The sequence below is a fragment of the Butyrivibrio hungatei genome (assembly GCF_900101605.1).
GTDB lineage: Bacteria > Bacillota > Clostridia > Lachnospirales > Lachnospiraceae > Butyrivibrio > Butyrivibrio hungatei_B.
The window spans coordinates 25,684-41,270 of the sequence record NZ_FMUR01000014.1 but is presented as its reverse complement, the minus strand read 5'-3'; the positions used below and the strand labels follow the sequence as shown (position 1 = coordinate 41,270).

At 41.8% G+C, this 15,587-nt stretch carries 12 protein-coding genes; 1 reads left to right on the top strand and 11 read right to left on the bottom strand.

Going from position 1 to position 15,587, the window contains the following annotated elements; genetic code table 11:
* Positions 1 to 299: 299 nt before the first annotated feature.
* From BLP87_RS11505 to BLP87_RS11490, 4 genes are read right to left on the bottom strand one after another with little or no spacing between them, the layout of a single operon-like run.
* Positions 300 to 1,202 (bottom strand): dihydroorotate dehydrogenase, encoded by a 903-nt coding sequence (locus tag BLP87_RS11505; protein ID WP_074462796.1) that lies wholly within the window; start codon positions 1,200 to 1,202, stop codon positions 300 to 302.
* 1 nt (position 1,203) lies between these two features.
* A complete protein-coding gene (locus tag BLP87_RS11500) occupies positions 1,204 to 1,983 on the bottom strand; it encodes a dihydroorotate dehydrogenase electron transfer subunit (RefSeq protein WP_074462795.1) in 780 nt (259 codons plus the stop codon).
* 35 nt (positions 1,984 to 2,018) lie between these two features.
* The gene (locus tag BLP87_RS11495) at positions 2,019 to 3,092 is read right to left on the bottom strand and encodes a hypothetical protein (protein ID WP_074462794.1); all 1,074 of its coding nucleotides are present in this window, start codon (positions 3,090 to 3,092) and stop codon (positions 2,019 to 2,021) included.
* Between the two features lie 15 nt (positions 3,093 to 3,107).
* Positions 3,108 to 4,397 carry a dihydroorotase gene (locus tag BLP87_RS11490; protein WP_074462793.1) on the bottom strand — a complete coding sequence of 430 codons (1,290 nt, stop codon included), beginning with the start codon at positions 4,395 to 4,397 and terminating at the stop codon, positions 3,108 to 3,110.
* A gap of 139 nt (positions 4,398 to 4,536) precedes the next feature.
* Between BLP87_RS11490 and BLP87_RS11485 the strand changes: the two genes are divergently transcribed.
* On the top strand, positions 4,537 to 5,274 hold the full coding sequence (locus BLP87_RS11485) for a lysophospholipid acyltransferase family protein (protein ID WP_074462792.1): 738 nt from the start codon (positions 4,537 to 4,539) through the stop codon (positions 5,272 to 5,274).
* A 235-nt stretch (positions 5,275 to 5,509) separates the two neighbouring features.
* On the opposite strand, the gene BLP87_RS11475 is transcribed toward BLP87_RS11485, so the two are convergent.
* The 7 genes from BLP87_RS11475 to tadA form a co-directional block, all read right to left on the bottom strand.
* Positions 5,510 to 6,718 carry a D-alanine--D-alanine ligase family protein gene (locus tag BLP87_RS11475; protein ID WP_074462790.1) on the bottom strand — a complete coding sequence of 403 codons (1,209 nt, stop codon included), beginning with the start codon at positions 6,716 to 6,718 and terminating at the stop codon, positions 5,510 to 5,512.
* 37 nt (positions 6,719 to 6,755) lie between these two features.
* Entirely contained in the window at positions 6,756 to 8,399 is a 1,644-nt protein-coding gene (locus tag BLP87_RS11470; protein WP_074462848.1) for a Mur ligase family protein, read from the bottom strand.
* A gap of 21 nt (positions 8,400 to 8,420) precedes the next feature.
* Positions 8,421 to 9,215 carry an alpha/beta fold hydrolase gene (locus BLP87_RS11465; RefSeq protein WP_074462789.1) on the bottom strand — a complete coding sequence of 265 codons (795 nt, stop codon included), beginning with the start codon at positions 9,213 to 9,215 and terminating at the stop codon, positions 8,421 to 8,423.
* 131 nt (positions 9,216 to 9,346) lie between these two features.
* Complete coding sequence (locus tag BLP87_RS11460) at positions 9,347 to 10,915, bottom strand: glycoside hydrolase family 9 protein (protein ID WP_074462788.1); 1,569 nt, start codon at positions 10,913 to 10,915, stop codon at positions 9,347 to 9,349.
* A 17-nt stretch (positions 10,916 to 10,932) separates the two neighbouring features.
* Positions 10,933 to 13,224, bottom strand: a complete 2,292-nt coding sequence (locus BLP87_RS11455; protein WP_074462787.1) for a hydratase — start codon at positions 13,222 to 13,224, stop codon at positions 10,933 to 10,935.
* A gap of 70 nt (positions 13,225 to 13,294) precedes the next feature.
* A complete protein-coding gene (locus BLP87_RS11450) occupies positions 13,295 to 14,884 on the bottom strand; it encodes a DUF3502 domain-containing protein (RefSeq protein WP_074462786.1) in 1,590 nt (529 codons plus the stop codon).
* Positions 14,885 to 15,421: a tRNA adenosine(34) deaminase TadA gene (gene tadA / locus BLP87_RS11445; protein ID WP_074462847.1), complete on the bottom strand. Its 537-nt coding sequence runs from the start codon at positions 15,419 to 15,421 to the stop codon at positions 14,885 to 14,887.
* Positions 15,422 to 15,587 lie beyond the last annotated feature (166 nt).

Below are 15,587 nucleotides of genomic sequence, written 5' to 3'. Positions count from 1 at the left end.
AGTAATATAATATATATTTTTTTTGTTGTCAAACTTTTCATCTCACTATATAAAATCATTTTGCTCGCTAAATGTTTGCATACAAGCGGCATTGCAAAGCAATTATCTACCATTCTATAAGCTTCGCATCCATAGCGGAGCGTTTTTAATCTAATAGGAATTTCGGAGAAATTTCCTCTCCAATTAATCAAGTGTTTTTTGTGTAAATTCCTAGTTTTTTTCATTCTCAGATTGAGTGATTGCTATTAAATTAAAAAGAATGATTCATCAATCACACTTCTGATGAATCATTCTTTTATCTACACTATTTTCCTAATATCGTTAATGTCTTCAACACCATATTTCTTCATATACTCTTCGATACCATCCACAACTTTTTCAGTCGTGTAAGGATTGTGGAAGTTCATTGCTCCCACCGCAACTGCTGTGGCACCTGCCATGATAAACTCGATTGCGTCCTCGGCATTTGCGATTCCGCCCATTCCGATGACCGGAATGTCAACCGCATGAGACGCCTCATATACCATTCTTACGGCAACAGGCTTGATCGCCGGGCCGGACATTCCTCCGGTCTTATTTGCAAGAGCAAACTTTCTCTTGTAAATATCAATCTTCATTCCTGTTATGGTATTTATCAGAGAGATCGCATCCGCTCCCGCAGCTTCTGCAGCCTTTGCCATTTCAGAGATACTGGTGACATTGGGGCTGAGCTTCATGATTATCGGCTGCTTTGCCACCTTCTTGATCTTCTCTGTTATGTCATAAAGCGCATCTTTATTCTGACCGAAAGCAATGGCTCCTTCCTTAACGTTAGGACATGAAACGTTGATCTCAAGCATATCTACACGCTCTTCATCGCCAAGTCTCTCTACAACTTCCAGATAATCTTCTACGGACTTTCCGCATACATTTACAATGACCTTAGTGTCATATTTTTTCAAAAACTCTAGATCACGTTTTGCAAACACATCAATTCCGGGGTTCTGAAGACCTATCGCATTAAGCATACCACCGTATACTTCCGTAACTCTCGGAACCGGATTTCCGGGCCACGGCACATTTGCAACTCCCTTGGTCACAACTGCGCCAAGCTTATTTAAATCTACAAAGTCCGAGTATTCCATTCCCGAACCGAATGTTCCCGAAGCTGTCATTACGGGATTCTTAAATTTCACTCCTGCTATTTCAACTGTTGTATTCATATCACATCTCCAAATCGTCAGCATCAAAAACCGGGCCGTCGGTACAAATTCTCGCATTGTGAACACGAGAATGATCGTCTATCTCTTTAGTCTTGGTTATACATCCAAGGCACGCTCCCACTCCACAAGCCATTCTTTCTTCAAGAGAAAGATATGCCTTGGCGCCAACCTCGGAAGCATATGCCTTTATCGCCCTGAGCATAGGCATGGGACCGCATGCAAAAATAACATCGCACTCTATCTTTTCTGCTTTCATTGCATCAATGACATTTCCCTTTGTTCCTACACTGCCGTCTTCGGTTGCTATGTACATCTTTGCATACTTTGCAAATTCATCAGACAAAAACGTCTCACTGTTTCTATATCCCATAACTGCGCTGACATCTTCGCCGGAAAGCCTCTTTGCTGTCTCAAGAAGCGGCGGAACACCGATTCCTCCGCCCATTACAACTACCTTCTTTCCCTTGGCAACATCAATCGGAAAGCCATTTCCCAAAGGTCCGAGGATATTGATTTGATCACCTTCCTTGCAAAGCGCGAACTCTGCAGTTCCCGATCCTACAACCCTGTATACGAGACGAATTGCAGATCTGTCCGTATCAACCTCGCATATACTGATTGGTCTCGGAAGTAACGTTGATTTATTTGCAGGATATACTCCCACAAACTGACCGGGCCTAACATCACCTGCAAAGGGCGTTTCAAGCCACATATCATATATTCCGTCCGCAAGAAGCTTCTGACTTAGAACCTTAGCTTCTTTTTTCATTTTTTTAGCCATTAAGAACTCTCCTCATCTATCTATTTGCAAAAAAATTACTGCTCTAAAATATATTCTTCATCCCCAAGCTTAAGGACATCGCCTTCAACAAAATATTTTACCGCTCTTGAGGGATCGTTATCATACTGTATACGCTCTTCATTCCATACAAACCATTGATTCTCGCCGTTTCCGACATTATATATTCCGGAATTGTCACTGTAAAATACAATATAGTCTCTCCACTTATACTGCATCCTTGAATCCCGATAATCTTCCTCAACCTCGTGAACATATACCTTTGCTTTTCTTCCCGTTCTTCTGGGTTCTGAAAAATCTGTAAATTTTACATATTGATTTCCATGATTATCGACAATCTCTTTCCATTTTTCGTAGGAAATCTGATTTGACGTATCCCAATAAGGATTTTCATCGGAATAAAAATATCTTATCCTATCTGAATTTACGATATATTCATCGCGGATTCCCTCGACAATTTCAAGATTATCCTCATTGTATCTGTAAAAAGTGACAACCTCCAATATTGATTTTGAAGGCATCATAGCAGCTCTGCTGTCTTCCTTGATTATCGTTCCGTCTGTTCCAAAATAATATATTTCATCATCCTCAGTTTTTAGAACATGTACCATTACACTTTCCTGTAAAGTAAAGATATCAAAAATAAGTGTATGATATCTGTCTTTTCCGGAAATATCGGTATCCTTTATACATTTATTGGCACCAATGATCAGTTCCTTTACTCCGTCACCGTCCAGATCCTCTATGACATATCCGTATCTAAGATCTTCAACCTCACTCATATATGAATTATAAGCATTTGAAGATACATCAAGTCCTTTCAGATCACCTTTTTCGACACAATATCTTATATCATCGATAAATTGCTCGTACGATCCATATTTCTGTTCGTCAGCGTCATCGGAAGCATCTTCTTCAGCGGCCATGCCGATCTCACTGCTAAGATCCGAGCTTCCGTCCGATCCGATTATATCAACGGCATCTTCAGCTATTCTGTCACTCGCTTTGCTACCGTTTATCGCACTCGCTTCAGTTTGACATCCTGTCAAAAATGTAGTCATCATCAATGCTACAATAAAACTTTTCTTCATTCTTTCATTCCTTTATTACTCAGCTTCGTATACCACTTTTCCACAGCATATGGTATATAAAACACGCGCCGGAAATTTCTCTCCCAAAAACGGTGTATTTGTTGCCTTTGAATAGGTCTTATCAAACACCCATTCCGTCTTGTTGTCAAATATCACAAGATCTGCATTGCCGCCAACCTTCACGCTGCCAGCATTAAGGCCGTAGATCCCGGCAGGGCAGATTGTCATGCGCTTTAATAACTCAGGAAGTGTCATATATCCTTTATTCACAAGTTCTCTTATACCCAGCAAAAGAGATGTCTCTATTCCTGTTATTCCGCTTGGAGCCTCCTTTATAGGCTTCTCTTTTTCTTCTTTGGAATGAGGAGCATGATCTGTAGCGATCATCTCTATCGTTCCATCCTTAAGCCCTTCTATTATCGCAAGCCTGTCAGACTCAAGTCTGAGCGGCGGATTCATCTTCGCCAGTGTTTTGTGCTTAAGAACAGCATCCTCTGTGAGCGTGAAGTGATGCGGTGTTGCCTCGGCATATACCTTTACGCCTCGCTTTTTGGCCTGCCTTATAAGGTCAACCGATTCAGCGGCACTTATATGCTGAACCGTTATCTTTGCCCCGGTCCTCTCAGCAATATCTATATCTCTTTTAACCATGGAAATCTCGGCTTCTCTGGGAGATCCCTTGATTCCAAGCTTCTCGGCAACGGCTCCCGCATTTATGCCGTTATCTGTTATAAACTTCGGATCCTCCTCATGGAGACTTACAACCTTATCAAGCGCCGCAGCTTTCCTGCACACAGCCTCCATTATCTTTTCATCCGTAATGGGTTTTCCGTCATCTGTAAAAAGAACCGCTCCCGCATCCAGGAGTTTTTCCATATCAACCTGCTCTTTTCCCTCCATATTCATAGTAACATTTGCGCAGGTATATACGTTTATTCCGGTCTTTGCGCCCTTTTCAAGCACATACTTTATTGTTTCAACATTATCCATATGTGGATTCGTATTTCCCATCATTACAACGGAAGTAAATCCGCCTCTCGCAGAAGCTCTCGCTCCCGTCTCGATATCTTCTTTGTATGTAAAGCCGGGATCTCTAAAGTGAACATGTCCATCCACAAGCCCCGCGGTTACTATCTTTCCATCCACATCTATCACTTGATTTGCGGAATCATGCAAAAGATTTTCCACTTTTCCACAACCCTTATCCACAATATCCACAATTTTTGCACCATCTATCACTATATCTTTATATCCTTCAAAGCCCGATTCAGGCTCTATCAGATAGCCGTTCTTAATTATAAGCATTAAATTTCTCCCTGTTTATTGGTACTTACTTTATTACCCTGCCCCATTATACGACAAAATAAATAATAATGGCATTAAATTATATGGTAAAATATGTTTTGAATCTGAGAATTATTTTAGAAATGAGGTTTTACATTTTATGATACGTTTTATCGCTACAATACTCTTTATCGTGATATTCCTTATTGTGAGCATCCCGATCCAGCTCGTTCTTTTGATAATAAAAAAGTTCAATCCCTACGCTGTTAAAACAGCTTCACTTAAGATTGTAGGCTTTGCTTTTAACGTTGTCATGCTGATATGCGGCGTAAAAACCACCGTTATCGGCGAAGAAAATGTTCCCAAAGATAAGTCGGTTTTGTATGTCGGAAACCACAGAAGCTATTTCGATATCGTCGTTACTTATCCCAGAGTTCCCAGACCTACAGGATATATCTCAAAAGATGTCATCAAAAAGATTCCGATCCTCGGCTATTGGATGATGTTCCTTGACTGTCTCTTCCTTGACAGATCTGATATCAGAAAAGGCCTTGAAATGGTTCTTTCCGCAATTGATAAAGTAAAAAACGGTATCTCAATATGTATTTTCCCTGAAGGAACACGAAACAGCACCGACGCGCCAATGCTCGACTTCCACAAAGGAAGCTTCAAGATTGCGCAGAAATCCGGCTGCCCCATCGTTCCCATGGTAATCAATCATTCACGTGACATATTCGAGAACCACATTCCTTTCATCAAACCCACTCACGTAGTGATCGAATACTGCAAACCTATCGCAATCAGTGAACTCAGCAAAGAGGATCAAAGAAATATAGACGGTTACGTAAAGAAAATTATCGAAGATACTTACTTAAAGAATGAAAAACTACCGCTGTAAAAAAGTGCAACTTCTTGGCGAGAAGATTCGGCTAAGGGCACAGCGGCATATACATCCGGAAATGCGCAGTTCTCGTACGAGCGTATAATTTTTACAATTGAAAAAACACAGGAATGCTGACTTCTCTGAGCAACGTCGAAAGGAAGCATTCCTGTGTTTTTGAAATTAATAAAAATCAGCGCGCAGACGAACACAAGCATTTTCAGATATATGCCGCTGTGCCCCCAATGAAGCCTTATCCTTTGCTGCCTTTTGATCCGCCGCCAAGCTTTACTCCCTCAAGTACGTTTGTATCAAAAGAGTAAACTACTTTGTGGTTCTCTCTGTCAGCCTTAAGCGCAAGCTGAATCATATTGTCCAAAAGGTGCTCATATTTCATTCCAAGAGGCTCCCAAAGGTAGAATGAAAGCGATCCCGGAATAGTATTGATCTCATTGAAATATACATTGTTTGTCTCCATATCGATCATAAAATCGATTCTTGAAACTCCCGAACAGCCAAGGGCAATAAACGCATCAACTGCCATCTTTCTGATCTTGTCACGCATCTCATCGGAAATATCTGCAGGGATCTTTCTCTTAAGAGAAGCCATTCCCTTGCTTCCGCCTGTCTTTGCACCCTTTGCGGAGCCCTTTGATCCGCCACCGATATACTTATCTTCGAAACTGAGAATCTCATCAGAGTTGATAGGCTCTTCGCACTCAGAAGCTTCCGCAGACTCATAATCTCCGAGAACTGAGCAGTTTATCTCTTTAAGCTTGGAAATAGCGTGCTCAACAAGAATCTTCTTGGAGAACTCAAATCCAAGGTCAAGAGCTTCAAGAAGAGATGCTCTGTCTGACGCCTTCTTGATTCCGATACTTGAACCAAGATTAAGAGGCTTGATGATAACGGGATAATCAAATGTCTTCTCTATCTTTGCAACAAGTGCATCGACATCTTCATAATCCTTCCATGTATAGCATTTGCAATCAAGAACCGGAATATCATTGTCCTTAAGCACAGTTTTCATAACATACTTGTTCATTCCAACAGCAGATGAAAGAACATCGCATCCTACAACGGGAAGACCGAGAGTAGCAAGGAATCCCTGAAGTGTTCCGTCCTCTACGTTTGTTCCGTGAACTATAGGAAATGCAACGTCAACCTGAGTCATAACGTTGTTACCAAACTTTTTCATTGGATATCTTACAAGATTAACCTTGTCATTTTCTTTTACCCATACAACCTGTGTGCTCTTTGCAAGGAGCTGATTGATATGTGTATATTCTTCTATTTTTCCGATATCATCGCCAACATAGAAGTCATTGTTCTTTGTAATATAAACAGGCACTACATCATATTTTTCCTTATTGATAAATCCTATTGCCTGAATTGCCGAGATGATTGAAATCTCATGCTCCGTACTTTTTCCGCCGAATAAAACCGCAACTTTAAGTTTCATAGTATCCGTATCCCTCTTTCATTATTTCTAAATTTGATCATGTATAGTTATCGGGAAGATCGTTTTCAAGAAGTATTACTTTTTCTCTTCCCGCTTCAAGCTCGTACATAAGCTGTGTAGCTTCCGTAAGGCCGTTCTTTACAAAAAGCTTGTCCTTGGCAAATCCCGCTTCAAGCGCACCTTTCTTGATTGCCTGAGTCTGCTTCTCACCAACAAGTATGATATAGTCACACACATTTGCGGCCTGTCTTCCGAACTCTTCGTTGTACTCGTCCTCTTTTTCCCCAAGTTCTACCATTCCGGGAGTGACAAGTATCTTGACTGAGTTATCAAAAAGAGCCAGTGTTTCAAGCGCAACTTTTGCTCCGTTTGGATTGGAATTATATGCATCATCAAGGATTGCAACAGCGCCGTGTCTTACAAGCTCAAGTCTATGCGGAACAGGCTGTATCCTCCTTACCGCCATTTTAAGCTTGTTCATCGGAACTCCGAAACTGGCAGCGACAGCGATCGCACCTGCAATGTTCTCAACATTATGTCTTCCGACCAGCTTCGTATTAAACTCAGCCGTCTCGCCATCGGGTGTTGTCACATTAAATGTTGTTCCCGCGCCCGTAACGGAAATATCGGAAACTCTGTAATCGCAGTCATCGGAAACACCATAGGTTATAGCATCCTTATATTTCATGTTTGCTCTTATGATCTCATTGTCACCGTTTGCAAACTTAAGATGCTTTCCCTTTCCTGCATTTCCTTCTTCTTTTTCTTTTTCATCAACAGCATCAAGAAGTTCATACTTGGTGCTGACAATATTCTCAAGTGAATGGAATGTCTCGAGATGCTGATATCCTATCGATGTAAGTATACCATCATCGGGATGAACAATATCCGTTATTTCTTTTATATCATGCAGATGCCTTGCTCCCATCTCGCAGACAAATATCTCATGAGTGGGAACCATCTTCTCTCTGATAGTTCTTACAATACCCATCGGAGTGTTGTAACTCTCCGGAGTCATGAGAACTCTGTATTTCTCAGAAAGAAGTGTTGTCAGATAATACTTTACACTCGTTTTGCCATAGCTTCCCGTTACACCGATTATGCGAAGTCCCTGATGCTCTTTGAGAATTCTCTTCGCATCATCGATAAACCACTGATTTATCCTGTTCTCAACAGGTTTATTTATAAGATTTGAAAGAGCAACAATAAGAGGTAAAAAACCTATATATGCCGCGATAAATGCTGCTGCGATCGCATGTTTTCCGGCACTCCAGTCAGCCCCAAGCGCAACGCAAAGTACAGCTACAAGAACCGTTATCACAAACAAAACGGTGTATGTCACAAAAAGTCTCTGAACCCTCTTGGTAACTACAAACTTTTTCTTCGCTTTCCTAGGAATATACATAACTGCCATAAGCACAAGAAAAACAATCGCCAGAACAAAAAGACCTATCGCAGGCTTGTTCATATCAGTCTCTTCAACTGCTTGCGCATACTCAAAGAATCCCGCTCCGAAAATGGCTGCGGCAGCACCGGCGTGCAGTCCGTATTTGGTCACCGTAGTCTTTAAAAATCTAAAATACCCCTGAAACTGATAGCTTGACAGCTGAAGCATATGAGTGTAGTAACGAAGCCCCAATACTGCAGCGCAAAGGTATACTGTAAAAAATATTATAAGCATTGCTCCCAAATATCCTTCTCCTTAATTTTTGATTCCGAGAAAACTTCCAAGAATCTTATTGTATACATAGAGATTATCAAGAAATGAATAGTGACCTGCTCCCTCTATGACTGCAAGTCCCGCATCCGGCATAAGTTCTTCCATCTTTTGGCCGTCAGATAGCGGCGTAGCCGTATCCTTATCACCCCATATCAAAAGAACCGGCTGAGTAACGGAAGGCATACTTGGTACCATATCTTCATTTACAGCCATTACAAGACTCTTTCTCATAACCGGTGATGCTGCAGCGTAGTCTGCACTTCCAAATTTCTTCTGAAGTTTATCAAGCGCCTTTGGATCAAGCTTTAAAAGACCGCTTTTTGTAATGAAATTCTTATAGAATTTGTATCTCTTCGATCTCTTTAACTGAGCTTTAGTCTTTACGGGAATAACTCCGGCAGAATCTGTAAGTATGATCTTTGGAATGGTAAATCTCGGAGAAAGCTTTCCTTCATTTATTCCCGAGGCAAGTTTAATAATTATCCTTCCGCCCATGGAATGTCCTAAGAAGATTACCTCTTTGTCATCGGGATAAAGAACCTTGATAAAGTCGATCACAAAATTCATAAAATCTTCGACGCTCATCGGTTCCTTGGGCTCATCGCTCTTTCCGAATCCGGGCATATCCATTGCAACAACATGATATCCTCTTTTCGCAAAATTAATAACCCCCGCAAAAAGATCGATGTTGGAGCCCCATCCGTGAAGCATAACAAGTAACGGTCCCGTTCCTTCGTCTATGTAGTTTATATTTAGTCCATTAATATTTACATTCATTTGGTTTACTATAGCACCATGACATTACCCATGCAAATCCTACAGTTTGCAAAAACATTGCAAAAAATGCTCTGGTAAATTAATGTGCTTTTTCTCTTCCTTTCATTCTGGTGTGCTGAATTGTCATCGTGTCAGCACACTAGTACACTAAGCATAAATACTAAAAGTGCGTCAGCCTGAGGGTCGTTTAGGATTCCGATTCCGGCTTCATCCGCATACGTTCTTTCCGTTGTATCCGTTACATAATTTACTGCTCCCGGATTCATCCCCATCAGAAAATGCGCATGATTCTCTATTATCGTAGTGTACTCATGGTTATATATTATATGATCGGTTATAGTAAGACATCTCATATCCTCCAACAGCTCATTAAAGGATTTTACATCAGTCTTTGTTACCAGATACGCCGATTGCGTTGCTTTTTGCGCAATACGCTCAGAGCGCACCATAAGTAGTTTCATTAAATACTCGCATCTACTCACATCAACTTTCTGACTTGTAGAAAGATAGACCACCGAACCGATCAGTATATTCTCATCTTCATTAAAAATCCGGTCAAATTCAGACTCGGCGAAATATTCCTCAAGAACCGTCTCATAGCCCAAACTTCCCGTTGCTCTGTATAATTCTGCCGCAGCCTTAAATACCGTTGTATTATCCTGCGCTTTCTGGTTATTGAAATAACAGCTCCAAGCTCTGTCTGCCGCCTTAAGACACGTGGTGGCAAACTCGCCGTCATATTTCTGATAGATATAACTGAACTTTGCAAGTACCGATGCAAAGTTTATAGTGGCATCCATCGAGACAGGTGTGACGATAACAGGATATGTCATCACATCTCCTCCGCCCGAACTGTCGGTAAGCGCCGCCCCATACTCTCCGCCGGTCTTTGCATCCTGCATTTTTAAAAGCCATTCAACTTCATATCTGACTTCATCCAGAATATCGGGTATTTCGTTTCCGCTCTCGGGAATTCCCGCTTCATCCGTAAACGCAGCTTCATTCATCTCAAAAGCAAGAAGCAGATTCTCCGCAACTTTGCATCCGACCGTTGTATCCCTGTCAGCCTGCTCGTCCATATGCCACCCGCCCGTAACATCTATCTCTGTTTCCGGATGATCTTGCAAATGCGCCGGAGTCGTGTGACAGGCACTGTGCGCATTTTCTCCCGCATAATCTTCGGACAATGAAGTTCCGCACCTGTTGATATAATATTTTTTGCACGCCTCGTTAAATACATCTGCATGCGCATCTTCCGATATGGCAAAAGAATATGATTCCCCGATTATATCTGCGGATACATAATAATTTCCCGCTTCCTTTAGGTCGGTGAAATATCCTATGCCCGTATATTCTTTCGTGTCATCATTATAAACAGACTTTACAACATCGCCTGTGTATTTTTCCTCTTTTGTTCCCAGCTCTTTTATACAAAATGTCTTGGGAAGCTTCTTGCCATGCAAGATAACTGTTTTGACAGACTCAGTATTGTAGCCGATCTGATCTGCTAGTACGCTCGGTATCTGATTCGGGACAGCATACTCTCCGCTCGCTGTTGTCTCAAACTCTTCCGCGTTTGCTTTGGTTGTATCAATCTGTTTTTCAGCAGAAGAAGCGCCGCAGCCTGCGACGCTTCCAATAAGCGACAGTAACAATACTGTCGCAATTATTCTGTTTTTCCGCCCCATAACAGAAAACATACAAATACCAGTCCCTTTTATTTAACTCTGTTGTAGTTTATAAGGCAACCGTCAAGGATTATCTGTCTTTCATCGTCGGTAAGATTTCCAAGTTTAAGTTCAAACTCAGTTATGCTGTCCCCTGCAACAGCATATGCCTTAATAACTTCATCCTTATTCTTAACCGCATCTCTGATTCCCGGAAGGAAGATGTAGTCTTTGTTCTTGAAAGGAAGTTCACCCTCTTCAATAACAAAAGGAAGCATACCCCAGTTAATAAGGTTTGAACGATATCTCTTTGTTGCATATTCATTTGCGATGTTTGCCCATCCGCCAAGTACCTTCTGGCATGATGCAGCCTGCTCTCTGGCAGAACCGTCACCCGGCTTTACGGCGAAAATAGTCGATCCGAATCCAACATTGTCATTGTTAACTCCGCTGAACTTCTTACCGATCACTTCCATTACGCCCTTGAGCTCGCCCCATGCAGCGATAGGATCTTTGCCCTCTACAAGAGCATCCTGTGCAGCACGCATCTCTTTGGCAAGTCCTACATATGCAGGATCTTTTCTTGATAAAGTAAACTCGGCAAGTCCGAGAGGATTTGATCTGTATGATGAAGTCTCTCCTGAAGGGATAAGTTCGTCAGTTGTTGTTACAGGATCATGGATCTCTGATACAACTCTGAGCACCATATTCTCAGGAAGCTCTGACATCTTAGGCCAATCCTTGATATTGGGTCCGAGCTGAAGCTCAACCGAAGGATCCGCAACTCCGTGTGAATCAAATACACGGTTCTTATAAATCTCACTGTCAAAGTGATATTTGTATTTCTTGAGCTCTCCGTCAAACTCTGTTGCAGGTGTAAGAACGCCCTGATTAGCTGCAGTTGCGGCAATAGATCTTGCATCCATAAGTGCAACCGAAGCAACCTGTCCATTCTGAACCTTAGAACCTTCACGATTAGGGAAGTTTCTTGTTGAATGCCTGATACTGAACGCATTGTTTGCGGGTGTATCGCCGGCACCGAAGCAAGGTCCGCAGAATGCAGTCTTAAGGATTGCGCCTGTCTCAAGAATTGTTGCAGCTGCGCCATTCTTAACAACTTCCATAAAAATAGGTGTTGAAGCGGGATATACACTGAGTGTAAATCTGTCATTTCCGATGAAGTGGCCTTTAAGGATATCTGCAGCTGCGCAGATATTTTCAAATCCACCGCCCGCACATCCGGCGATAATTCCCTGCTCAACAATAAACTTTCCGTCTTTGATCTTATCCTGAAGTGAATACTCTATGCTGTCACCAAAGCTGACTCTTGCTCTCTTTTCAACATCTGCAAGAATATCCGCAGCATTGCGGTTAACTTCTGCGATCTCATATACATTACTGGGATGGAAAGGCATAGCGATCATAGGATTGATAGAGCTGAGGTCTACCTTAACAAGACCATCGTAATATGCAACCTTTCCGGGCTTTAACTCTTTGTAATCACCTACTCTTCCATGAATCTCATAGAACTCTTTGATAGTATCATCGGTCTGCCAGATTGATGAAAGACATGTTGTCTCGGTGGTCATAACGTCAACACCGATCCTGAAATCTGCGCTGAGCTTCTCAACACCCGGTCCAACGAATTCCATAACCTTGTTCTTTACATATCCGTTTCCGAATACTTCTCCGATGATGGCAAGTGCAACGTCCTGAGGTCCTACGCCCTTCTTAGGCTCTCCCTCAAGGTAAATTGCTACAACTCCCGGCATATCAACATCGTATGTCTGTCCGAGAAGCTGCTTAACAAGCTCAGGTCCGCCCTCTCCGATAGCCATTGTTCCGAGAGCTCCGTATCTTGTATGTGAATCAGATCCAAGAATCATGCTTCCGCCTGCTGCAAGCATCTCTCTTGCAAACTGGTGGATAACCGCCTGATGAGGGGGTACATAGATTCCGCCATACTTCTGAGCCGCTGTAAGACCAAATACATGGTCGTCTTCGTTAATTGTTCCGCCTACTGCGCAAAGTGAATTGTGACAGTTTGTAAGCACGTAGGGAATAGGGAATTTCTCAAGTCCCGATGCCCTTGCTGTCTGAATGATTCCGACATATGTTATGTCGTGTGAAGTGAGTTTATCAAACTTAACGCATAATTTTTCCATGTTTCCGGAAGTATTATGCTCCTTAAGTATTCCGTATGCTATTGTATTCTCTTTTGCACTCTTTGCCGCATCTTCCGATACACCGTTAGATGCAAGAACCGCTGCCGCCTCTGCATCATCAGGCACTAATGTGTTACCGTTTATAAGATAACACCCATGTTCAAGTGTTGTTACCATTACCGTTCCTCCTACCCGTTTTTACAGGCGTTATTTTATCATAGTTTTCATCTTCTTTGTATGATATTTATTAATGTCCGTTCTTCGCTTTATCGGCATCATAAATATTCTGCAAATATGTTTTTACTTCATCCACTCCCGCAGCCTTAAGCGCCGTTCTGAATTCATTGACTTCAGCCTCCGGCGTACCTTCATACCTGCCGTATGTGATCTCGGGAATATACTTATCACACACCTTGGTCACTTCTTCGATCGTATTGTTTATGTTGGTCGTCATAAATCGATATCTGTCCCAAGGATAATCTATAGCAATCTTGTTATACTCTGCCTTGAGTTCGTTATAATCATCCCAGGCGTAGTTTGAATCGGCTTTTTCATAGGAATCCCTTCTTCCCCACCAGAAGTTGGTTGTTATTCCATCTTTTTCATCGTTATATCCGTTTGGTCTCTCAAGCATGTCTTTTTGATTTATCTGATACTGCACACCTTCAATTCCGTATCTTATAAGCCTGTAGCACTCCACATCATTCCTCAATATGTCGTACACCATAAGAGCTCTTTCCGGGTTCTTGGACTTTGATGAGATTGCCATTGCTCCGTGCAAAATACTTGTCTTTACCAGGTTCTCTTTTCCAAACCAGAAGAACTTAAGCTTTGCCTCCGGCTGATAGATTTCCATATTCGGTTTTATCGTTGTGTAATAGTCTTCCGTCGTTGCAAGAACAACCGATGTGTCTCCGTTATAGAAAGCCTCGTAATTATCCTTGTAATCCTTGAAATCACTTCTCCATACACCAAGCTCATTCCATTTCTTCATGATCTTGGCATAGTTATAAAGATAATTTCCCGACATGTACGGCGAAACTATCTGGCTCTGAGCATTCTTAAAAATGCCCCATACTCCATATTCGCTAAGTTCGTAGATGGGAATATAGTTACTTTCGGACATAATATATCCGAGAGCCTGCTTTGTTTCTTTTCCGTCAGCATCCCAGAAAAGCTTCTCCGGATTCTGCTCTCTGTACAATGTAAAAAATTCATCAAGAGTGTCCCAGTCCTGTATCTCACCGATGTTGAAATCTCTTCCGAGGTCATTACTCTTGGCTTTTTCTACATTTTTTACATCATCCAGTCTGTAAACAAAACCATAGTTTATCCACTGAGTGTACTCATTTTCCGGGATAAAATATATCTTCCCGTCATATGTGCAACAATCCCAATCCATGGATGATACATATTTGTATGTCTGCGGACAATATGTTCTTAACATATCTTCGGAAAGGGGCAAAAAATATCCTTTTGCAGCGTTGGGCCATGCATCAAGCCAGTCGCCTCCCGCAGCAATGAGGTCTACGTTTACATTTCCCAAACTAAGCGTCTTGTTGTAGTTCTCCAAATAATCGTTCCAGCCGATATAATAGATATCCAGCTTCGCATTTACCTTCTTTAAAAGAAGCTCATTAAGCTTGTCCAGCACCTTCTCAGTCATTCCGTTTATAGGTTTGTCGCCTATCGTCAGATAAGTAATTGTAACCGGCGGCCCTGAAACATCTATGTTACGGTATTGAAAATCCGAAACCACTCTTTTACTGTTTCCACAGCCTACTGTGCTAATTGTCATTACCGCTGCCATAACCAGCGCGAGTATCTTCCTTTTCACTTAAAGATTCCCTTTCTGCTCTTTCTCAGCTTTGTTTCTTGCTCTCAGCTCTATAAAAAAATCTTTCAGCAGTTTACTGCATTCATCTTCCAATACGCCTTTTTTCACAACAACCTGATGGTTGAAATCCGGATTGTTCAAAATATCCATGACCGAACCGGCGCATCCCGCCTTGGGATTCTCCGCTGCCATTATGACTTCGGGGATTCTAGCCTGCACTATGGCGCCTGCACACATCTGGCACGGCTCCAAAGTAACATACAGCTTACATCCCTCAAGCCTCCAGTCCTTTATCACCTTCCCCGCCTTGCGTATAGCTGTTATTTCCGCATGCGCAAGCGGCGTTTTATCTGTGTTGCGCCTGTTATATCCACGTCCGATTATCTTATCTTCATAAACAATAACGCATCCTATCGGAACTTCTCCAAGAGCATATGCTTTTTTCGCCTGACCTATGGCAGCTTTCATATACTTGATATCTTTAAGCTCATCCTCAGTGTAATTTTCCTTATTCACACCTGCGGACTTTGGCTGCATTTTCATAAATGTACTTCTTTCTTACTTCCCTGTGATAACAATGATTTCCTACTAAAATGGTAGTAATTGTTTTTTATTTTTGTTATCATAATCATTACAATATTACATGATGTCAAGATTCACTTTTGACATCTACATCACTATATTATACCAAATTATCTGTAAA